The 19793-nt window shown below is 70.1% G+C and carries 19 protein-coding genes and 2 pseudogenes; 10 read left to right on the forward strand and 11 right to left on the reverse strand.

From position 1 onward, the window contains the following. Positions 1 to 28: 28 nt before the first annotated feature. On the reverse strand, positions 29 to 736 hold the full coding sequence (locus tag ACTMTI_RS44550) for an SDR family oxidoreductase (RefSeq protein ID WP_441126890.1): 708 nt from the start codon (positions 734 to 736) through the stop codon (positions 29 to 31). Between the two features lie 59 nt (positions 737 to 795). Here ACTMTI_RS44550 and ACTMTI_RS44555 point away from each other — a divergent pair, with 59 nt between their 5' ends. The 5 genes from ACTMTI_RS44555 to ACTMTI_RS44575 all read left to right on the forward strand — a co-directional run bounded on the left by ACTMTI_RS44555 (position 796) and on the right by ACTMTI_RS44575 (position 5806). Beyond that, a complete protein-coding gene (locus ACTMTI_RS44555) occupies positions 796 to 1215 on the forward strand; it encodes a MerR family transcriptional regulator (RefSeq protein ID WP_441126891.1) in 420 nt (139 codons plus the stop codon). A 725-nt stretch (positions 1216 to 1940) separates the two neighbouring features. Continuing rightward, positions 1941 to 2546 carry a hypothetical protein gene (locus ACTMTI_RS44560; RefSeq protein WP_441126892.1) on the forward strand — a complete coding sequence of 202 codons (606 nt, stop codon included), beginning with the start codon at positions 1941 to 1943 and terminating at the stop codon, positions 2544 to 2546. Positions 2547 to 2864: 318 nt separating this feature from the next. After that, positions 2865 to 3944 (forward strand): ABC transporter substrate-binding protein, encoded by a 1080-nt coding sequence (locus ACTMTI_RS44565; RefSeq protein ID WP_441126893.1) that lies wholly within the window; start codon positions 2865 to 2867, stop codon positions 3942 to 3944. Continuing rightward, a complete protein-coding gene (locus ACTMTI_RS44570) occupies positions 3937 to 5046 on the forward strand; it encodes a FecCD family ABC transporter permease (protein ID WP_441126894.1) in 1110 nt (369 codons plus the stop codon). Before ACTMTI_RS44565 ends, ACTMTI_RS44570 begins: the two co-directional genes overlap by 8 nt. Then, on the forward strand, positions 5036 to 5806 hold the full coding sequence (locus tag ACTMTI_RS44575) for an ABC transporter ATP-binding protein (protein WP_441126895.1): 771 nt from the start codon (positions 5036 to 5038) through the stop codon (positions 5804 to 5806). The genes ACTMTI_RS44570 and ACTMTI_RS44575 overlap by 11 nt, the downstream gene beginning before the upstream one ends. A 120-nt stretch (positions 5807 to 5926) precedes the next feature. Here ACTMTI_RS44575 and ACTMTI_RS44580 read toward each other — a convergent pair whose 3' ends face one another. From ACTMTI_RS44580 to ACTMTI_RS44590, 3 genes and pseudogenes are all read right to left on the reverse strand, one after another. Further along, positions 5927 to 6076: a hypothetical protein gene (locus ACTMTI_RS44580; protein WP_441126896.1), complete on the reverse strand. Its 150-nt coding sequence runs from the start codon at positions 6074 to 6076 to the stop codon at positions 5927 to 5929. Between the two features lie 11 nt (positions 6077 to 6087). Then, positions 6088 to 6318, reverse strand: a pseudogene (locus ACTMTI_RS44585) (hypothetical protein); the annotation flags it as partial. 80 nt (positions 6319 to 6398) lie between these two features. Beyond that, positions 6399 to 6818 (reverse strand): group I truncated hemoglobin, encoded by a 420-nt coding sequence (locus tag ACTMTI_RS44590; protein WP_441126897.1) that lies wholly within the window; start codon positions 6816 to 6818, stop codon positions 6399 to 6401. Between the two features lie 400 nt (positions 6819 to 7218). Between ACTMTI_RS44590 and ACTMTI_RS44595 the strand changes: the two genes are divergently transcribed. Continuing rightward, positions 7219 to 7752: a hypothetical protein gene (locus tag ACTMTI_RS44595; RefSeq protein WP_441126898.1), complete on the forward strand. Its 534-nt coding sequence runs from the start codon at positions 7219 to 7221 to the stop codon at positions 7750 to 7752. 214 nt (positions 7753 to 7966) lie between these two features. Here the strand turns inward: ACTMTI_RS44595 and ACTMTI_RS44600 are convergent. Together ACTMTI_RS44600 and ACTMTI_RS44605 are read right to left on the reverse strand one after the other, a co-directional pair. Next, positions 7967 to 8568: pseudogene (locus tag ACTMTI_RS44600) on the reverse strand (response regulator transcription factor). 97 nt (positions 8569 to 8665) lie between these two features. Then, positions 8666 to 9634, reverse strand: coding sequence for a sensor histidine kinase (locus ACTMTI_RS44605; RefSeq protein WP_441126899.1), 969 nt, complete (start codon positions 9632 to 9634; stop codon positions 8666 to 8668). A gap of 284 nt (positions 9635 to 9918) precedes the next feature. On the opposite strand from ACTMTI_RS44605, the gene ACTMTI_RS44610 reads away from it, so the two are divergent. From ACTMTI_RS44610 to ACTMTI_RS44620, 3 genes are all read left to right on the forward strand, one after another. Next, a complete protein-coding gene (locus ACTMTI_RS44610) occupies positions 9919 to 10557 on the forward strand; it encodes a hypothetical protein (RefSeq protein ID WP_441126900.1) in 639 nt (212 codons plus the stop codon). Then, the gene (locus ACTMTI_RS44615) at positions 10554 to 11534 is read left to right on the forward strand and encodes a nucleotidyl transferase AbiEii/AbiGii toxin family protein (protein ID WP_441126901.1); all 981 of its coding nucleotides are present in this window, start codon (positions 10554 to 10556) and stop codon (positions 11532 to 11534) included. The genes ACTMTI_RS44610 and ACTMTI_RS44615 overlap by 4 nt, the downstream gene beginning before the upstream one ends. 572 nt (positions 11535 to 12106) lie before the next feature. Beyond that, the gene (locus ACTMTI_RS44620) at positions 12107 to 13270 is read left to right on the forward strand and encodes a serine hydrolase domain-containing protein (protein WP_441126902.1); all 1164 of its coding nucleotides are present in this window, start codon (positions 12107 to 12109) and stop codon (positions 13268 to 13270) included. A 256-nt stretch (positions 13271 to 13526) separates the two neighbouring features. Here ACTMTI_RS44620 and ACTMTI_RS44625 read toward each other — a convergent pair whose 3' ends face one another. After that, entirely contained in the window at positions 13527 to 14474 is a 948-nt protein-coding gene (locus ACTMTI_RS44625; RefSeq protein ID WP_441126903.1) for a helix-turn-helix domain-containing protein, read from the reverse strand. A gap of 103 nt (positions 14475 to 14577) precedes the next feature. Here ACTMTI_RS44625 and ACTMTI_RS44630 point away from each other — a divergent pair, with 103 nt between their 5' ends. Then, positions 14578 to 15618: a saccharopine dehydrogenase family protein gene (locus ACTMTI_RS44630; RefSeq protein WP_441126904.1), complete on the forward strand. Its 1041-nt coding sequence runs from the start codon at positions 14578 to 14580 to the stop codon at positions 15616 to 15618. A gap of 244 nt (positions 15619 to 15862) precedes the next feature. On the opposite strand, the gene ACTMTI_RS44635 is transcribed toward ACTMTI_RS44630, so the two are convergent. Genes ACTMTI_RS44635 through ACTMTI_RS44650 form a run of 4 tightly spaced genes read right to left on the reverse strand, consistent with a single transcriptional unit; the run spans position 15863 to position 19784 of the window. Beyond that, positions 15863 to 16909 (reverse strand): VWA domain-containing protein, encoded by a 1047-nt coding sequence (locus tag ACTMTI_RS44635; RefSeq protein WP_441126905.1) that lies wholly within the window; start codon positions 16907 to 16909, stop codon positions 15863 to 15865. Further along, positions 16910 to 17860: a VWA domain-containing protein gene (locus ACTMTI_RS44640; RefSeq protein WP_441126906.1), complete on the reverse strand. Its 951-nt coding sequence runs from the start codon at positions 17858 to 17860 to the stop codon at positions 16910 to 16912. It lies immediately after the preceding gene. Positions 17861 to 17906: 46 nt separating this feature from the next. Continuing rightward, entirely contained in the window at positions 17907 to 18791 is an 885-nt protein-coding gene (locus ACTMTI_RS44645; protein ID WP_441126907.1) for a DUF58 domain-containing protein, read from the reverse strand. Positions 18792 to 18794: 3 nt separating this feature from the next. Beyond that, positions 18795 to 19784: an AAA family ATPase gene (locus ACTMTI_RS44650; RefSeq protein WP_441126908.1), complete on the reverse strand. Its 990-nt coding sequence runs from the start codon at positions 19782 to 19784 to the stop codon at positions 18795 to 18797. Between the last annotated feature and the right edge of the window lie 9 nt (positions 19785 to 19793).

The raw sequence follows: 19793 nt of genomic DNA on the forward strand, positions 1-19793 counted from the left end.
GGGTGCCGTGACTTTCGGGATCGGCAGGTCAGGCGGTGAGGGCGGCCGCCGCTTCCCGGTAGATGACGCTCGGGTCCTCCGCCAGCCATGCCTTCACCTGGCGGCTCCAGGCGTCGGCGAGCACCTCGGGCCGGTGCGCCTCGATGCCATCCAGGGCCGCCGCGACGATCACCTCGGGGGCGGTCTTGTCGCCGTTGTACCAGGCCATCATGTCGGTGTCCGCAGCGCCCAGGTGGAGGCCCGTCACCAGGGTGCGCTGGTGGGCCAGCTCCAGGCGGACGCTGTTGGTGAGCGCCCACTCGGCGGCCTTGGCCGCGTGGTAGGCGCCCGCGCCGTCGTAGGCGAGCCACGAGATCGCCGAAAGCACGTTGAGTATCGCGCCGTCGGCCAACTGGGGCGCAAAGGCGCGGATCACGTTGAGGGTGCCGTAGAAGTGGGTGTCCATCTCGCGGCTGATCGTGTCCAGGTCCCCGGTGACCAGGTTTGCCCCGGTGGAGATGCCCGCATTGTTGATCACAATCTTGACGTCGGGTGCCGCTGCCGCGGCGGCGGCGACCGATGCCGGATCGGTGATGTCGAGACGCAGCGGGACGACCCCGGGCACGTCGATGAGGTCGGGGCGGCGGGCGGTGGCGTACACCCTGCCGGCACCACGATCGAGAAGGGAAAGGACGAACTGCCGGCCCAGGCCGCGGTTGGCGCCGGTGACCAGCACGTGTGCTCCGTTGATCTGCATGCCGGATAGGCTAAAACCTGACGTTGACGTCAGAGGCAAGTCTTGTGATGGAGTTCACAATGCGTATCGGCGAGTTGGCGGCGCGGTCGGGCGTCAGCGTGCGGGCCTTGCGCTACTACGAGGAGCAGGGACTGCTGGAGGCGAACCGGAGCGACTCCGGGCAGCGCCACTATCCTGAATCGGCGGCCGACCGGGTTCAGCTGATCCAGATGCTCTATGCGGCCGGCCTGTCCAGCCGGACCATCGCCGAGCTGCTGCCCTGCGTCGAGGCCAAGGTCAGCACTCCGGAGTCACAGGCCCGGCTGGCCGCCGAGCGCGATCGCATCGACGCCCAGATCGCCGCGTTGACGCGTACCCGTGACCGCCTCGACGCGGTCATCGCCTCCTCCAGAAGCCCAGACAGCGGCTGCACGTGGATCGCGGACCGGGACGTCTCCGCGCAGGCGAGCCACTTCGCGAGCCGTGATCGCGACGGCTAAGTCGGGCTCGATCCCAGACGCCATCGGCTACGCCGAGGACGGCCGCGCCCGCCTTCTCACCCTGACCCAAGACCCCGCGAGTCGCCACGAACCCAAGGGTCCATACGGCCCAGGAGAGCCGAGGACCCATGAGTTCATCCTGAAGGACCTTCGGTTCGACTGAACTCTGGGATTTCCGTCGGCCCCTCCCGAACCGTGCGGGCGGCGTTAACCGCACACGGCTCTCCAGTGATCACTTCCGGGGAGCGCCACGTCCGGCCTGCGCACCTGCACCGATCACACCGATGGCCGCGGCGGAATCGGGGCACCGCCAGGACATGAGTGCCCAAGGCCGCGGCCAGGCCGGTGCGCCAAGCGGTCACGGTGGCCGAATCCAGCAGTGCGAGCAGCTCACCGTCCTTGCCGCCGTGCAGGCAGATCACGCCGCGCAGCGCCGGCCGGGCGCCGGGGAGCTTGGCGTTCACCTTCACCTCGCTGCTGGCCTTTCCCATCGGCCCGATCCTGGGCGGCTGGCTGGCGCGGCGGGAGCGACGCCCGTCCGCTTGGGCACCAGCACCGGCTCGAAGGTGCCGGCCGATCCCGCGACACGGTCAGCCGGCCCGCACTGGCTGAACCAGGAAGCCGCAGGCCGCGTATCACTCTCTACAGGCGTCGGCATGATCCGGCGGCGGTGAGAGTCACCTGATCCATAGACCTCTGCGACGGTGTGGGAGGATCTGGCCACGATGGGTCCGTTCTCGGTGGTGCGGTGGGTGCGCGCGGCGAGCTTCGCCGCCACGTGCGCTGCCCTGGCCACGCTCGGGCACCTGGCCGGTGGGGGCTCCTTCGATCCGGTGCCTGCGCTGAACGGTTTCCTGCTCCTCCTGCCGCCCGCGCTCGCGTTGACGGGCCGTGAACGCAGTCTGGGCTCCATCCTGCCCGCCACGGCATTGGCGCAGGTCATCCTGCATGTCCTGCTGACGCAGAGCACGGCCCAGCAGACGATGGCACACCATGTGCACACCCCGGGCATGGACATGAGCCAGTTGGATCACGCGCTCTCCCCAGGCTGGGGGATGCTGCCCATGCACGGGGCAGGCGTGCTGGTGACCTCCGTATGGCTGCGGTGGGTCGAGGCGGGCCTGTGCGCCCTGGTCAGGCAGCTGGCCGGCTGGGTGCTGCGCCCGTTACTGGTCCTGCTGTTCATGACAGCTGGAGGGATCTCCTCCGGGCCACGAGCGATCGCGCACGCGGGCGAGGACGAGACCGCGTCTATCCGGCTCTTTCTGACGCATGCCCTCGTGCGGCGGGGACCCCCTGGAAGGCAGGCCGGAACCGCACTGGCCGGTTGATCCGGTGATCGTGTGCCGGCTGCGCGGGTCGGCTCCCTGATTCAGAGCCGCTGAACGTGCCGCCGGGCCGCTAGGTGTGCCACCCACAGCGTCGCCGCGTTTGTTGAGATGCGCTTGCTGGACCGGGCGCCATCGCGGCATGCCTGGGGCCGGCCCCTGCCCTGGCACGCGCTGATCACTGATCACCATCGTCGCCGGTCGCGGTTCCTCTGAGGACCAGCCGAGTGCCGTCACGCCGTCCGCCACCATGGCCGACGTCGGCGCACGCCTTTCCAGACGCGACCTCGAAGAGAGCACGTACCGATGAAACATTGTCGTTTGCGCCACACCTTGGCCGCCGCGTTGTCTGCGCTGGTGGCCTTGACCGCCACCGGTTGCGGAGCCTCCGGCGGCTCTGGCGGCGGGGCCACCGCCGCCTCCGCGCCGACCGCCGCTCCTGCCGACCGGACCGGCTATCCCCTTACCTTCGACAACTGCGGCATGAAGGTCACCTTCCAGCGGCCACCGCAGCGCGTGCTGATCCTCAACGGGACCAGCGTGGGCGAGGTGGAGAGCTTCATCTTGCTCGGCCTGGACAAGAGCATCCTGGCCAACGCCCAGAGCTACGGCGTCTCCGACGACCCGTCCATGCTCGCCAAGATCAAGGCCTTGCCGACCGGCGGGCTGACGATGAACAAGAACTTCGACGTGCCCGCCGAACAGGTGCTCAAGCTCAAGCCCGACCTGGTGGTGTCCACCTGGTCGGGCGGGTTCGACGCCAAGCGCGGCTTCGCCACCCGCGAGCAGCTCGCCGCGGCCGGGATCACGTCGCTGGTCAACCCCGTCAACTGCGCGATGGGCAAGCCCGAGGCGACGCCTGAGGAGAAGCGCGCCTACCAGAACCAGTCGATCAACTCCTCGTTGGAGTTCATCAGCCTGCTCGGGCGGGTGTTCGACGTCGAGCAGCGCGCGTTCGACCTGATCGGCAAGCTGCGCGGCCGCATCGAGGCCGTACGGACAAGCGTGGCGGGCCGACCCGCCAAGAAGGTACTCATCGCCTATCCCGGCATGGCCATGATGAACGCCAACGGATTGCCCGCCGTGATGACCGGCGGCATCTACGACGATGTGATCAAGGCCGCCGGCGGCGTCAACGCCTTCGCCGGCCAGACCTCGGACGCCACCCGCACCCTCAACAAGGAGCAACTCGCCACGGCCCAGGTGGATGTGCTGGTGGTCGGGCTGTTCACCCCGCAGGAGAACGGCGAAGCGGAGGCGGCCAAGCTGTTCGCCGCCTACCCGCACTGGGCCGCGGCCAAGTCCAAGACCTACACGGTGGTCTCCGACGGCGTCTACCTAGGCCCGCTCAACGCCTGGGCCGTGGAGAAGATCTCCAAGGTGGTGCACCCCGGTGACTGACACGCTGACCCCTGAAACGCGCCGGGCCAGGCCCGCGCCGTCCCCACGCCCGCATCTCATCTCCGGACCCGCGACAGGGCTGCTGCTGGCCGCCCTGGCCGCCGCGCTGATCGCAGCCCTGGTGGCCGGCATCTCCGTCGGCTCGGTCAACCTCCCCCTCGACCAGGTCTGGACAGTGGTCTGGGCGCACCTGACCGGACGGGGCGCGCAGGCCGACCCGCTGCTCAGCCAGGTCGTCTGGGAGATCCGCACGCCCAGGGCGCTACTGGCCGCGCTCGCCGGAGCCGGCCTGTCGGTGGCCGGGGTCGCCCTGCAGGCCCTGGTCCGCAACCCGCTCGCCGATCCGTACGTGCTCGGCGTGTCCTCGGCGGCATCCCTCGGGGCGGTGCTGGTTCCCGCGCTCGGCGGCACCGCGCTGGCGGGCCTGGCCGGCTCGCTCGGTGTCACCGGCGCCGCCTTCGTCGCCGCGATGCTGTCGGCGCTGCTGGTCTACGTGCTGGCCCAGCGCGCCGGTCGGCTGCTGGACTCGTGGCTGGTGCTGACCGGCGTGGCCATCGGCTACCTGTGCGCCGCGGCGACGACGTTCGTGCAGCTCCAGCTCAACCCGACGGAGCTGCAGGGCATGATGTTCTGGCTGATGGGGAGCGTCGCCGGCGCGTCCTGGACCGACCTGGGCGTGCCCGCCCTGCTCATCGTCATCTGCATGGCGTGGTTGTCGCTGCAGGCCCGCGCGCTCAACGCATTGCTGGCCGGCGAGGAAGCGGCCGTCGCCATCGGCGTGCCGGTGGCCGCTCTGCGGATCGGGCTGCTGGTGGCGGGGTCACTGCTGACGGCCACCGTGGTCAGCGTCGTCGGCGGCATCGGCTTCATCGGGCTGATGATCCCGCACATGGTCCGGTTCGTCGTCGGCGCCGACCATCGCCGTGTGCTGCCCGTGTCCCTGCTGGCCGGCGCGCTGTTCCTGGTGCTGGTCGACCTGGCCGCCCGGACAGCCGACCGGCCCAATGAACTGCCGGTCGGGATCTTCACCACCGGGCTGGGCGTGCCGTTCTTCCTGTGGCTGCTGCGCCGCCGCGCCGGCGGAGGCACCGATGCGCCTTGACCTCGCCGGCGTCAGCGCCCGCATCGACGCGCGCCCCATCGTCAACGACGTCGACCTGACCGCCGGGCCGGGCGAGTTCGTCGCGCTCGTCGGCCCCAACGGCAGCGGCAAATCCACGCTACTGCGTACCGTCTACCGATCGCTGCGCCCCTCGGGCGGCGTGGTCCGGCTGGACGGCCAAGACCTGTGGCGGATGCGGCCCCGCCAAGCCGCCCGCCACCGCGCCGTCCTCCCCCAGCACAACCAGGCCACCGACGGCACGTCCGTCGCCGAAGTCGTCGCAGTCGGCCGCCACAGCCACAAACGGCCGCTCGACCGGGAGACCGCGGCCGACCGAGCCGTGGTCACCACCGCGCTGGAACGGGTCGGCATGGATTGGGCCGCCGACCGGCTGATGACCACCCTGTCCGGCGGAGAGCGGCAACGCGTCCTGCTCGCCCGCGCACTGGCACAGGAGGCACCACTGCTGATCCTCGACGAACCCACCAACCACCTGGATGTCGGATCCCAGCTCCTCCTGCTCGACCTGATCCGCTCCCTCGGCCTCACCCTGCTGGCCGCCCTGCACGACCTCGACCAGGCCGCCGCCTACGCCGACCAGATCGTCGTCCTTCGCGACGGCCACGTCGCCGGGCACGGACCTCCCCTGAAGGTGCTGACCCCCGCCTTCATCGAGGAAGTCTTCGGCGTCCGCGCCCATGTCGGCCCGCACCCCATCACCGGACGCCCGCACATCGCCGTGGCCTCACCCGCACCGTGAAGGAGATGACGACGACCAACTCGCCATGATCCGGCCCCGCCCGTGGGCCGGATCGGCTGCGGGCTGCGGCTCGTGCCGTCCGGCTGTCCGGCGTGGCCGCATCTCCCAAGCGCCCCGCATTCAAACTGCCTGCCGGTGCAGCACCACCTCGCCGCGGCGCTCAGGCGAGGCGACGACCCGCTCGGCCAGGCGCTGCCCCATCGACCCTCGCCGCCTGCCCACCTGCACGTCCAGACCGGGGGCGAGACGACCGAGCCGCAGGTCCATCATGGCAAATCGCGCTACCTACAGGCCGCGATCCTCGCCGCCGTCGCGGCCGTCCTCGCCCTCACCCTCCTGCGCCGTGTACCCCCCACCGACGCCCCGGCCTCCGCCCCGGTGGTTAACTTACCGGGGTTCTTAGCGCTGGCCACCTTCCCATCAGAGGCGTCCAGCAGGGCGTACGCTCGATCTCCCAGCAGGCCGCGTTCACCGACCTCGGCGGCGTTGAGTTCCTCTCCCATCATCGACTTGACGGGATGGCGTCAGAGGGAGACGACCTCACCAATGACCTCATGTGCTGACTGCGACATGACCGAGCTCCTGCGTGTCTCTACGGGTTCGGCGGGCCCGCTCCAGGCGCAGGCACCATGACGATGGCGTCCCTGGTGCCCTCGACGATGGCGACGATCTCGCTCTCCTCCGCGGGCGGCACCTGATACTTCGCCAACGCCTGGTGCAGGTCATCCATGAAGGACTCCCACTCGTCCTCGGCGATGGCCAAGTGGCGGTGGGAGTCCCCCATGGTCCGCCCCGAGTACTGTTGCGGGCCGCCCGCTGCCGCGCAGACCATCTCCGTGACGAGAAACTTGAAGCCCGCCGGGGTGACACGATGGTGTGCCTCGTCCACGGCGGGATTCTTGTTCAACCGCGGGTCGCTCATGACCCGGTCGATCAAGTCGTCGACGACCGCGGCGATGTTGTAGACGCCTCCGAGCCGGTCGTACAGCGACGGACCCTGGTCAGGCTGCATGGGCCCCTCCCGTTGGGTTCGCGATGAAGTTTCGTCCGCTCTGGGCTGATGGCCACCGGACCTTTTAGTCCTGGTGTCCGATTTCGGCCGAGCCTAACGGGCCATGACAACAGTTGACCGGTGCCATGTAGTTCGCGAGAACACATGACCGTAAGGAGACCTACGCACAAGATTCGGGCTCAAGGTCAAGCCCGCGTATGAACTTGACGCCCTTGTGCGCCACAGGTTCGAGGAACAGCAGATCGCTGCCGACATCTCGCGCGCCCGCTGGCGCGAACCGAGAGGGAAGGTTTTGCGTCTGCCTCCGACTAGCCCGGAGGGCGAGCGCAGCACAACCAGCTCGTCATCCAGCCTCGCACATTCGGCAGACCGACGAGACTGAATGTGATGCCATGTGGTCATGGAAGCTGTGCTGGCAGGAGTCGTCGCCGTAATTGGAACCCTCCTGGGGTCCATCGTCACGCACTGGTTACAACGCCGCACGACGGATCAGATGGAGATGCGGTCCCGAGACTCCAACCTCCGACAGGAGCGGATCGAGGCATATGGAGCCTTCGCCGTCGCTGCAACCACTTACAGACAGGCGCGGATCACGCGTTGGTACAGACAGCAGGATGACCCTGGAGGGCCGACCTATCACGAAGCTCGCGCCGAAAGCGACCGCGCTCAAGGAACAGCCCGGCATGCCCTCTTCCGCGCCCAGATCATCGCCGGCGACAACGACGTGACGGCCTGCGCCCAGCGCGTACTGGAGACGATCGACGAAATGCGTCCCACTCTGTCACGACCGGAGTTCGACGCAAAGGTCAAGGAGAGCGACCACCTGCTTGCTCAATTCGTGTTCCATGCATCGCGGGACGTAGACGGCCTGGTGAAGCCTCATGACCTGCGATCACTGCCGGAGCTTGACGCCCGACCGAGCCCCGAGGCCTGAAGTCGCACGCCAAGATGCCGGAGGCTTGCGACGCGAGGAACCGTCACGCAGCTCATCCGGGACCGGCGGACGCCCGGCCGTGTTCGGGTAAGTTCAGCGTTGGGTGACCAGCCGACGATGCCAGGACAACGGTGCGAGGACAACAAGGTGCCCGGTGTCACAATCCGATGGAGCCGAAGCCGCGTGGGCAGCAGCCGTCCTGCGTCGTTCCCGCTTACAGCCAGTCGTGTTCACGCGCGTACCGCGCCGCTTCGTGCCGGGTCCGGGTCTGGGTCTTCTGCATCGCATGGGAGAGGTAGTTGCGCACCGTGCCCTCTGCCAGGTGGAGCCGGGCGGCGATGTCGGCGACCGAGTAGCCTTCGCCGGTCACCCGCAGCACATCGATCTCGCGGTCGGTGAGCGGGCAGTCGTCGATGACGGCGAGGGCGGAGACGTCCGGGTCGATCCATCGCTTGCCCCCGTGCAAGGTCTTGATGACGGAGACGATGTGCGCCGGTTCGGCGGACTTGCTGACGAAGCCTGCACGCCGAGCTTCAGCGCCTTGCGGAGCACGCCGGGCCTGGCATGGCGGGTCAGCATGAGGATCACCTGCTTGGGCCGTGCCCGGCGGATCTCCGCGACGGCGCCGAGTCCGTCCACACCGGGCATCTCCAGATCGATGACGAGTACGTCGGGCCGGTGCCGCAGCGTGGCCCGCACGGCCGCCTCGCCGTCTTCTGCTTCGGCGAGCACGGTGATCTCGCCCTCGAGCGGGAGCAACGACGCCAGTGCCTTGCGCAGGAGGACCTCGTCATCGGCGAGCACCACGGTGGTCATCGGTCGTCCTTCCATGATCTAGAGGGCGGTGTCCGAGCGACCGTGCGGGAAGGCCGCCGCGGTCAGGAACCGCCCGTCCTTCTGCTCCACCGTCAGTTCACCTCCGTTGGTCACCACGCGTTCCCTGAGGGTGGCGAGCCCTCGCAGCTGGGGGTAGCGGAGTGTCTTGCGCGCCGTCGTTGACGATGGAGATGCCCGACTCCGACAAGGTGATGCGTACCTGCGTGGCCTGCGCATGCCGCAGGATGTTGGTCGTCGTCTTGCGCAGGGCCTGGCCGAGCAGCTCGCCCGCGCGGGCATCGACCTCGCCCTCGCGCTCGACGCGCACGTTGATGTCCGCGGCCTCGAAGAGGTTCTTGGCGTTCTCCAGCTCCGCGGACAGGTTGAGCCGCCGCTGCGCGTAGGCGAGCTGCTTGGCCTGGGTGATGGTGTCGCTGACCAGGGCGTGAATCTCGCGCAGTTCCTGCTCCGCTCGCTCGGCGTCGGTGCGCACCAGCTTCTGGGCCAGGGCGATCTTCAGTTTCACCACGTGGAGCGTGTGGCCCTGGATGTCGTGCAGATCGCTGGCGAAACGCATGCGTTCGCGGATGACGGCCAGCTCCGCTTCGCGTTCCCGGGCCTCCTCCAGCTCCGCGACGAGGCCGTAGAACCTCTGGTTGGGGAACATGAGGCCGGTCAGCACCGCGGTGATGCCCGCGGGGACGATGACGTATCCGATCAGTACGCCGGAGACATCTTCCTGGGTCACCAGCAGCCTCGCCGCGCCTACCGCGGCCACGTAGGCGGTCAGTCCCAGGGCTGCCGCGCCTCGGTAGCGCGGTAGCTGGGGGATGGCGAGGGAACCCACGATCGAAATTCCGTAGAACGCCGACCTACCGTCCACCACCAGCGCTCCGAGGGCCCATACGGCCGCTGCGACGATCAGGCAGGGGAGCGCGACGCGGGAGATGTCGCGCGCCGCCCACTGGACGAACGCCACCAGGGCCGCGACCACGCCCAGACCCAGGACGATGACGTCATCACGCCGGACGCCGTCCGCATCTGGCGGCCGGCATGAGCGCCGCACCGAAGATCACCCGCGTTGGGCGGCGGGCACGTCAGCCTCGCCTCGGCCGTCGACACCTTCCTGGCCACCCCGCGCCGAGCTGTGGGGCGAGTTAGTCGGCGACATGGAACCGCAACCGAGGGCCGTGCAACGGGGGAACGTCAACCCGCGCGAGCATGAATCCGCCTCACCGAGGTAGGGCCGCCGGTCTCGCGTAGGTGATGCTCGGGGTACACGTCGGTCCTGCATTAACCGAGGAGAAAACCGGTCGAACCGGGTGCCGTCCGATGGAACCATGTGCGGTCATGGGGAAACGATCGCTGTCCGGCCTGGAGTTCGCAGGTGTCTTCGACATCCATGTGACCGTCGCGGCCGGCACCCCATTCGAGCACCTGGCCCTCTGGGCTGACCGCAACGGCGGAAAAGTCACCCACATCGTGCTCGCCCGCGGCGAGGTCCCCTCCCAGCCCATGCTCACCTTCACCGGCCGCGGCACCCTGACCGGCCAGCGGGTGGCCGCGGCGATCAGCGTGGCGCGGCTGCGTGACGAGGGCTTCGACGTCGTCCGGGTCAAGATCGAGGCCGCGCCGTGGAACGATGACGTGCCGGCGAGCGCGGAGGCGGCGGCCGCGCTGTCCGCGTGCTATTTCGAGCACCACGCCAAGGTGGCGGTCCGCGACGACCCGGCGGCCCTGGCCACGATCGCCGGACGCCATTCGGCGCACGTGTCGCGGAACGCCAGGCGGCTGCGTGCCGACGGCTCCCATGAGCGGTTCGTGACGCAGCGCTGCAGGAACGTCGGCCTGCCCGAGGCAAGGCGGCGGTTCGACGCACTTCTGACGGAGCTGAGGTCGGCCGGCTTCGCGGTGCTCGAGGCCGAGCAGGAGTTCGTGGTGCACGACGACAACCCCGGCGTCGACAACGGCTGGATCGAGGAACGATGACGTCGCGACGGAAGCAGAAGAAGCAGCCCGTGTCCGACCGGTACGACATGCCGGCGAAGGAATCACCTGACGTCCCGGTGACGTACCTGCCTCTCACACGCGGTGACGGCGTCCGCCAGCCGCGGATCTTCGATCCAGCGCTGAAGCAGTTCACCTACGCCTTCCGTGCCGGAGAGCCGGCCTTCGAGGACGAGGAGACCGGGCGGCGCTGGCGACGGGCGCGGCGGGAGGCGATCGACCACCTGGTCGGCATCGTCGCGGGCTCGCCCTGGTGCGAGAACCTCGTGCTGCGCGGCAGCCTGCTGCTGGAGGCATGGATCGGGGCGGAGGCCCGGGATCCGGGCGACCTCGACTGGGTGGTGGTGCCGCATGACGTCGAACTCGAGAGCTCGTTCACGGCGGAGATGTTCAAGGGGCTCATCGGCGCCGTGGCGGACTATCCGGACGCGTCCGGCACGGTGACCGTCGACGCCACCGGCATCCGCGTCGATGACATCTGGACCTACGATCGCACTCCGGGGCAGCGTCTGGTGTTCACCTGGCACGCCGCGGGCCTGCCGTCAGGAACCGTTCAGCTCGACTTCGTCTTCAACGAGCGGCTGCCGGTCCCACCTGTCACGGCGCTGATCCCGCGGGCGGGTGGCGGCGAGCCGACCCCCGTCCAGGCCGCCACCCCCGAGCTGTCTCTGGCCTGGAAGATCCTCTGGCTGGCCTCCGACATATGGGCTCAGGGCAAGGACCTCTACGACGCCGTACTGCTGGCCGAGCACGTCACACTGCCCCATGAGCTGCTCCGGCAGATTCTGCAGGAGGCGCTGGGCGAGCGGGAGGCGGCGGAGTTCAACCTGGACACGATTCGCAGCTGGGACGTGAACTGGGATGAGTTCCAGGTCGAATATCCGCAGGTCCAGGGCCAGGCGCACGTCTGGAAGAGGCGTCTGGCGCACGCACTGACCCCGACCTTCATCCGCCGGTGAAGACGTCCTCGGGCACGAACGCCGACGCCAGGAATCTGAGCACGTCCACCAGCTGACCGACCTTGAGGCCGACGGCCACGCTGTCGATGACGCGTGCCTACTGTGCGCTCCACCCCCGCCTCCCGAGATGATCGATCATCTCCAGCAGCGCGTTCCGGGCGGCCAGCGTCGCGTCCTCCACCACCGCCTCCCGGTCCCTGCTCACCGACATTCCGGGTGGTGGCGTAGAACCGGCGGGGCCGCGTACGGTGCCGCCACCCAGTAGTCGGACCGTGCGAACCGCAGCCCCCCTGATCCCTTTGGCCGGCGCCCTCGACCCAGCTGACCAGCCCTCGCGCTGACCATGCGGTGTCGTGTCAGCGGCCACGTCAGGACGGCAACGGCCCGGTATCAGCGCGGTCGGCGATCGTGGATGCCATGAACGGTGCAGCGATCACGGCCCCAAGGCTGGGTGCGATCCCCTCGGGCGACCCAGCCTGAGCAATCCAGATACCCCGGGCGCCAACAGGCCCGCATTCCACCATCCGTCCGTTCAACCGAAGCTCATAACAGATTTGAAGGAGCACACCACCATGTCCATCCCCCTCGCCGACCAGGACAAGCTCACCCCGCGGCCCGGGCAGGATCGCCCGGAGCTGCAGAAAACCATCCAGGAGATCGTTGATTCCGGTTTCGTCGGCGTGCAGCTGCGCGTGCACGATGAGCGGGGCGAGTGGGTCGGCAGCGCCGGGGCGCGCAAGCTGGGCGACACCGCCAAGCCGCCGACCAACGGACACGTCCGGGTCGGCAGCAACACCAAGACCTTCACCGCGACCCTGGTGCTGCAACTGGTGGCCGAGGGCATGATCGAGCTGGACACCCCGGCGGATGACTACCTGCCCGAGTTCGGGCTGGACCGGCGGATCACGGTGCGGATGCTGCTGCAGCACACCAGCGGGGTGTTCAACTTCACCGGCGATTACGACTCCGACGGGACGTACGTGCCGGGGATCCCCGCCACCACCGCGGGTCAGGAGTGGGTGGACAACCGGTTCCACACCTACCGGCCCGAAGAGCTGGTCCGGCTGGCGTTGTCCAAGCCGGCGCGGTTCGAGCCGGGGACGGACTGGAGCTATTCCAACACCAATTACGTGCTGGCCAGGCTGCTGATCGAGAAGGTCACCGGCCGCACCTACGCCGAGGAGATGCAGCGGCTGATCCTGGGGCCGCTCGGACTGACGGGCACCGTGGCGCCGACCACCCAGACGGAGGTCCCCGAGCCGCACGCCCACGCCTACTACCGCTACGAGGACGCCGGCCAGCAGAAGACGGTCGACGTCACCCGCCACAACCCCTCCTGGATCTCCAGCGGCGGCGACATGATCTCCACCACCCGCGACCTCCACACCTTCATCTCCGCGCTGCTGGGCGGCAAGCTGCTGCCGGCCCCGCTGCTGGCCGAGATGTGCACGCCGGAGCCCAAGGCCGGCTACGGCCTGGGCGTGTTCGTGCAGAACACGGACGGCGGCATCATCATCACCCACAACGGCGGCATCGCCGGCCACGCGGCGCTGATGTACAGCACCCCCGACGGCAGCAAGACCCTGACCGCCGCGCTGAACTATGTGGACGACGCCGCACTGTCCCTGGCAGAAGCGTTCCAGAAGGCGACGCAGAGGCTCGTCAACGAAGTGTTCTGCGGCGGGCAGACCGGACAGGCTGACGAGGCCGCCGAGCCGACTCAGCCAACGAGCTGAGCACCGTGGACCCGTACGCCTTGAGGGTGGACTCCTTCCGGTCGTGCATCAGGTAGAGCGCGAACCGGGCCAGGCCGAGCTCGCTGAGCTCGGCCGGCCGGTCCACATGCGCGGACGCCGGGCCGGGAAGCCAGCGGCGAGGCGAATTCCTTGTCCGTCAGGTTCGCCTTGCGGGCGGCCTTTCAGGCGCGGCGGTAGGTGATGAACGGCAGTTCCCAACTGGCCACGGCTCAGATGCCGAGGTGCTGTCGTAGCCTCACGCCCGGAACGTGCGGCGGTAGGCGTCCGGCGGTACGCCGATCGTGCGGTGGAAGTGGCGGCGCAGTGTCGTCGCCGTGCCCATGCCCGCGGCCGAGGCGATGGTGTCGACGCTGTCGTCCGTACTTTCCAGCAGCTCCTGCGCGCGGCGGATCCGCTGCGTCAGCAGCCACTGCAGCGGAGTGGTGCCGGTTACCGAGCGAAAGTGGCGGGCCAGGTGGCGCGAGCTCATCTTCGCCTGGCGGGCCAGGTCCTCCACGGTGAGCGGCTGGTCCAGCCGCCGCATCACCCAAGGGAGCAGCTCGGCCAGGGGATGGCCGTCCTGGGCGGGCACCGGTGTGGTGACGAACTGGGCCTGGCCACCGGCCCGGTGGGGCGGCACGACCAGGCGGCGGGCGACCACGTTGGCGATCGCCGAGCCGTGGTCGCGGCGGACCAGATGCAGGCACAGGTCCATTGCCGCGGCCTTGCCAGCAGACGTGAGCACGCTGCCGTTGTCGACGTAGAGCACGTCCGGGTCGACCTCCACCTGGGGATAGCGCGCGGCCAGTTGCTCGGTGTGGGCCCAGTGCGTGGTCGCGCGCAGCCCGTCCAGCAGGCCGGCGGCGGCGAGCACGAACACGCCCGTGCACAGGGAGACCACTCGCGCGCCCGACTCGTGGGCCGCGCGCACCGCCTCGACCAGGTCGGCCGGCGGGTCCTCGTCGACGTCCGCCAAGGCGGGGACGATCACGGTGTCGGCGTGCGCCAGCCGGTCGAGCCCGCAGTCCGGCTCCACCTGGAACCGGCCGACCCGGACGGCGTGCGTGCCGCACACCCGGACGTCGTACCAGGGACCTGGCACGGCGTCCGGGGCGGAGCCGAAGACCTCATAAGCCAGGGCCAGCTCGAAGTGCAGCATCCCGTCGGTGGCGGCGACCGCGACGGAGCGCGGGAAAGAGCTCATGTCGGGAATTGTACGGGTCATGTCGTTCCGGACACTAGGCGCCGATGGACCGGCTGGGACAGGATTCACGCACTGAATCACTTCGAAGCACGCGGGAGCAGGCATGGGATCGAGTCGGAACGTGGCGGTGTTCGGCGCCTACGGGCACACCGGGCGGTTCGTGGTCGCGGAGTTGCGCGAGCGCGGATACGTCCCGTTGCTCCTCGGTCGCGACCAGGACAAGCTGCTGGCGCTGGTGGAGGCCCACCCCGGGCTGGAGGCGCGGCAGGCGTCGGTCGACGATCCGGCCTCGCTCCGCGCGCTGAACGGCGCGGCCGCCGTGATCAACTGTGCCGGGCCCTTCGCCACGACCGCCGCCCCGCTGGTCGAGGCGGCGCTGCGCGCCGGCATCCCGTATGTCGACGTGGCGGCCGAGATCGAGGCGAACGTCGACACGTTCGCGCACTTCGCGGAGCGCGCCCGGGCCGCGGGCACCGTGGTGGTCCCGGCGATGGCCTTCTACGGCGGCCTCGGCGACCTGTTGGTCACCACCGCGATGGGCGACTGGACGGCGGCGGACGAGGCGCACATCGCCTACGGCCTGAGCAGTTGGCACCCCACTGCGGGAACGCTCGCTGCGGGCGCAGTCTCGGGGCAGCGACGGGGCGGCCGCCGTGTCCGCTACACCGGCGGACGGCTGGAGTACCACGACGACGCTCTGCCGACCCTGGAGTGGCCCTTCCCGGCTCCGCTCGGCCCCCAGAGCGTCATCGGAGAGTTCACCATGGCCGACGTCGTCACCGTTCCCAGCCACCTGGCCGTCCCGGAGGTGCGCACCTACATGACCGCCAAGGCGGCCGCAGACCTGTCCGCTCCTGACGCCTCGGCACCGACCGCCGTCGACGAGCGCGGCCGCTCAGCGCAGACCTTCGTCGTCGACGTCCTCGTCCGCTCCGGCGGCACGGAACGCCGCGTGGCCGCCACCGGCCGGGACATCTACGCCATCAGCGCGCCGCTCGCGGTGGAGGCCGTCGACCGCATCCTCACCGGCCGGACCAGGACCACCGGCGTCGCCTCCGCGGGCGCGGTCTTCGACGCCCCGGACTTCCTCCAGGCCCTGTCCTCGCACCTCTCGCTGCACGTCCCACTCGACACACGCGGCTGACCGGCGATCCGACCCGGGATCCAGACCGTGGTCAGTGCGGTCGATGAGGAGGCCGATCACCCGTGCGGGCCCAGGAACTCGCTTCCGCCTCGTCGGCAGGGCCGGTGCCGAGGAGATTGGCTGCTGAGCGCTGTGTGCCCGCCGGCCTCCTGGGGCCGGTGCCGACGTGTCCGGTCGTGTGGTCCAGGCCCCACCAGCGAACGTGGACGGCCGCGCCGATGAGGCGTTTCGGCTACGGGTACCGTCAGCGGGCCGGGGTCCGAGGGCGGTTCCACCAGAGGGAGAGGGACAGGGCCGCGGTGATGAGGATGGCGCCGCCGGCGGCGAAGGCGGGGGCGGTGTCGACCCGCTGGCGAATGACGGTGAAGCTGCCGGGGAGGGCGTCGAGGGCGCTTTGGAGCTGGTCGGCGTTCTCAGCGCGGTGGTAGGAGCCGCCGGTGGTCTGGGCTATCTGCTTGAGTGCGGGCTCGTCGATGGTGCGGGGGTTGCGGCCGCTGTCGAATCTGCCGCGGCCGCCGAAGCCGCCGCCCCAGCCGCCGTCGAACTGTGAGTTGTCGCAGACCATCGGGGCCGGGTTCGTGGTGCCGAAGCCGATGGGGAAGACGCGGACGCGCCGCAGGGCCGCCTCCTGGGCGGCGGTCTGCGGGTCGACGCCCTGGGTGTTGGCGCCGTCGGTGAGCACGATGATCGCGGCCCCGGCGTAGCCTTCGCCACCGCCGCCGGGGTTCGCCCCGGTGGGGGCGACCGACGGGTCGACCTCCGCGATCGCGTCGATCGAGGTGAGCATGGCCTGCCCGATCGCGGTGCCGCGGGACACGGTGAGGCCGTCCAGCGCCTCGATCAGCGCGTCGGTGTCGTCGGTGGGAGGGACGAGCAGACCCGCGGTGCCGGCGAAGGTGACCAGGCCGATGCGCGGCCCGCCCCGCTGCGACTCGATGAACTCCGCGGCGGCCTTCCTCGCGGCGGTGATGCGGTTGGGGTCGACGTCCGTGGCACACATGGAGCCGGAGGTGTCGAGTGCGAGCAGGATCGTCGCCGACGTCTGCGGCACCGGCACCGACGCCTGCGGTCGCGCGGCCCCGACCGCGAGCAGCGCGAGTCCGGCAATGAACAGCGCCGCGGGGATCTTCCGCGTCCAGCGCGTACGGCCGGGCAGGGCGCTGCGTACGAGCGCGATCGAGGTGACGCGTACGGCCGCCCGCCGGCGGCGGCGCCGCGCCCACTCACGGATGGCGAAGATCAGCGGGATGATCAGGACTGACAGCAGCGCCCACGGCCATGAGAACACCATTCAGATCACCCGTCCAGACCGGAGCACGGTGAGCGCCGCTCCCCCGGTGAGCAGCGCGAGGGCGAGCCCGATCAGCCCGCCGGCGAGGGGCAGCGGCTCGTCGGAGACGGTGAGCCGCAGATCGATCGTGTCGGCGATCCCGTCGAGCCGCGCGGCGTCGGAGGCGGGGTGGTAGGCGCCGCCGGTGGTCTGCGCGATCAAGGTGAGGGTGTCCTCCTCGAGCGAGGTCTGCAGGTGGTAGCCGTCGACCTTGACCGTCGCCCCGGCCGTGGTACCGACCCCGACGGTGTGGATGTGGACGCCCGCCCCCTGGGCCACGGCGGCGGCCCGTTCGACGTCCGCACCCTGGTTCTGGCCGTCGGAGAACATCACGATCGTCGCCGACGGCCAGTAGCCGATGTCGGGCGTGGCGCCGTCGCGGCCGACGGCCACCTGCTTGCCGGTGATCGCCGACAGCGAGGCCGTGATGGCCGTCCCCAGCGAGGTGCCGCCGGTGATCTTCAGCCGGTCGATGGCCGCGAGCGCGATGGAGTGGTCGGCGTCGGGCCGTGCGATGGTGAGCGCGCCCCGCTCGAACGCGACGACTCCGATGTCGACGCTGCCGGGCTGCGCCGCCACGAACGCGCGGGCCGCCCGCTGCGCGGCCGCCAGCCGGGTGGGCGCGACGTCGTCGGCCCCCATGCTGTTGGAGACGTCGATGGCGAGGATGACGGTGCCTGCGGTCCGCGGGACCGGCACCATGGCCGCCGGTCCGGCGGTGGCGATCGCGAGTACGGCGACGCCGGCGATCGTCAGGCCGGTTCCGAGGTACGCCCGGCGGCCGCCCGGCACGGCGACACCGGCCGCGGCGAGCGCTGCCGTCCGGCGGCGCGCCGAGACGACGGCCGCCCAGGCGAGCGCCGCCGTGACGAGCAGTCCGACGGCCAGCAAGAGCGGCGAGGACAGGGTCATGAGGCCGGCCTCATGACCAAGGCGCTGCCTCTATTGATGCGCTCGGTCATGACGACCGGTCCTGGGTTCGGGCGACGACTTCGACGAGCGCCTCGGCCAGATCGCGGTCGGTGTCGATGCGGTGGACGGGCACCCCGGCCCGTCGCATGCCCGCCGCGAGCCGGGCGTCGCGGTCGTCGACGGCGGCGCGGAAGCGGACCCGCAACAGCGGGTCGGCGGAGTCGACGACGAGCTGCTCGCCGGTCTCGGCGTCCTCGACCACGATCAGCCCGGCTTCGGGCAGCACGTCGTCGGCGGTGTCCACGATCCGCAGGGCGACCACCTCGTGCCGCCGGGCCAGGCGCTGGAGCGAGCGCTCCCAGTCGCCGTCGCCGATGAAGTCCGACAGCACGACGATGAGTGCCCGGCGGCGCGCGAGCCGTCCGGCCGCATCGAGCATCTCCGCCAGGTCGGTGGTGGTGCCGCCGCGCACCGCGGAGGTGCGTTCCAGCTCGGCGCCGATCCGCAGCGCGTGCCGCCGGGAGGTGCCGGGCGGCACGACGCGCAGCATCCCGGTGTCGAACAGCAGGGCGCCGACGCGGTTGCCGCCCCGGCCGAACAGCCGGGCGAGGACGAGCGCGAGCTCGGCGAGCACGTCGTGCTTGCCGCGCCCCGGCCGGCCGGCCGCCATCGACGCCGACCGGTCGAGCACGAGCCACACCGTCAGCTCGCGGTCCTCGGTGAACACTCGCAGGTGCGGCTCGTCCAGCCGTGCGGTCACGTTCCAGTCGATGTGCCGGGCGTCGTCGCCGTCGCTGTAGGGGCGCAACCCGGTGAAGTCGATCCCGGAGCCGCGGTGTGCGGTGCGGTGGGCGCCTTGGAGCCGGCCGTCGAGCCTGCGGACGACCTTCCACTCCAGGCGGAGCAGAAGCTTCTCGGGTGCGGTGGCCATGGCTCAGCGGTTCTGCAGGACGACGTCGGGCGCCCGGACGGCCCCGAGCACCCTGGTGATGATCGTGTCGGCGTCGACGTCGTCCGCGAGGGCCTCGTAGGACAGCACGAGGCGGTGGCGCAGCACGTCGAGCGCGAGCTCGGACAGGTCGTGCGGCAGGACGTAGTCGCGGCCGCGCAGGAACGCCAGCGCCCGGGCGCCCGTGACGAGCGCGATGGACGCCCGCGGGCTCGCCCCGTGGGTGACGTACCGTTCCAACTCGCCGAGCCCGGCCGTCGCGGGAGAACGCGTCACGGAAACCAGCCGTACCGCGTAGTCGACGATCGCCGGATCGACGTACACCTGCTGAGCGCGGGCCCGCATCTCCATCAGGTCCCCGGCCGTCACCATCGGCTGTGGCGGCTCGGGCGGACGCAGCGCCCGTTCCACGATCGCCTGCTCCTCGGCCTGCGTCGGATAGTCGACGACCACCTTCATCATGAATCGGTCGACCTGCGCTTCGGGCAGCGGATAGGTGCCCTCCGACTCGATCGGGTTCTCCGTCGCCATGACCAGGAACGGCTCGGGCACCCGGAACGTCTCACGGCCGATCGTCACCTGATGTTCCTGCATCACTTCCAGCAGGGCGCTCTGCACCTTGGCGGGAGCGCGGTTGATCTCGTCGGCCAGCAGCAGGTTCGCGAACACCGGGCCGAGCTCGGTTTTGAACTCCCCGGAGTGCTGGTGGTAGACCCGCGTGCCCACGAGGTCGGCGGGCACCAGGTCGGGGGTGAACTGGACGCGCTGGAAACTCCCGGCGATCGCGGCGGCCAGCGACCTCACCGCGAGCGTCTTGGCCAGGCCCGGCACGCCCTCGACGAGCAGGTGGCCGTCGGCGATCAGCGCGACCGCCATGCGCTCCAGCAGGACGTCCTGCCCGACGATCGTGCGTTTGACCTCGAACAGCACCTGTTCGAGTGGGTGGGCCGACTCGGGGGACTTGGTCGAGGTCATATGGTGTTC

This window comes from Nonomuraea sp. H19, from assembly GCF_052068215.1.
Classification (GTDB): domain Bacteria; phylum Actinomycetota; class Actinomycetes; order Streptosporangiales; family Streptosporangiaceae; genus Nonomuraea.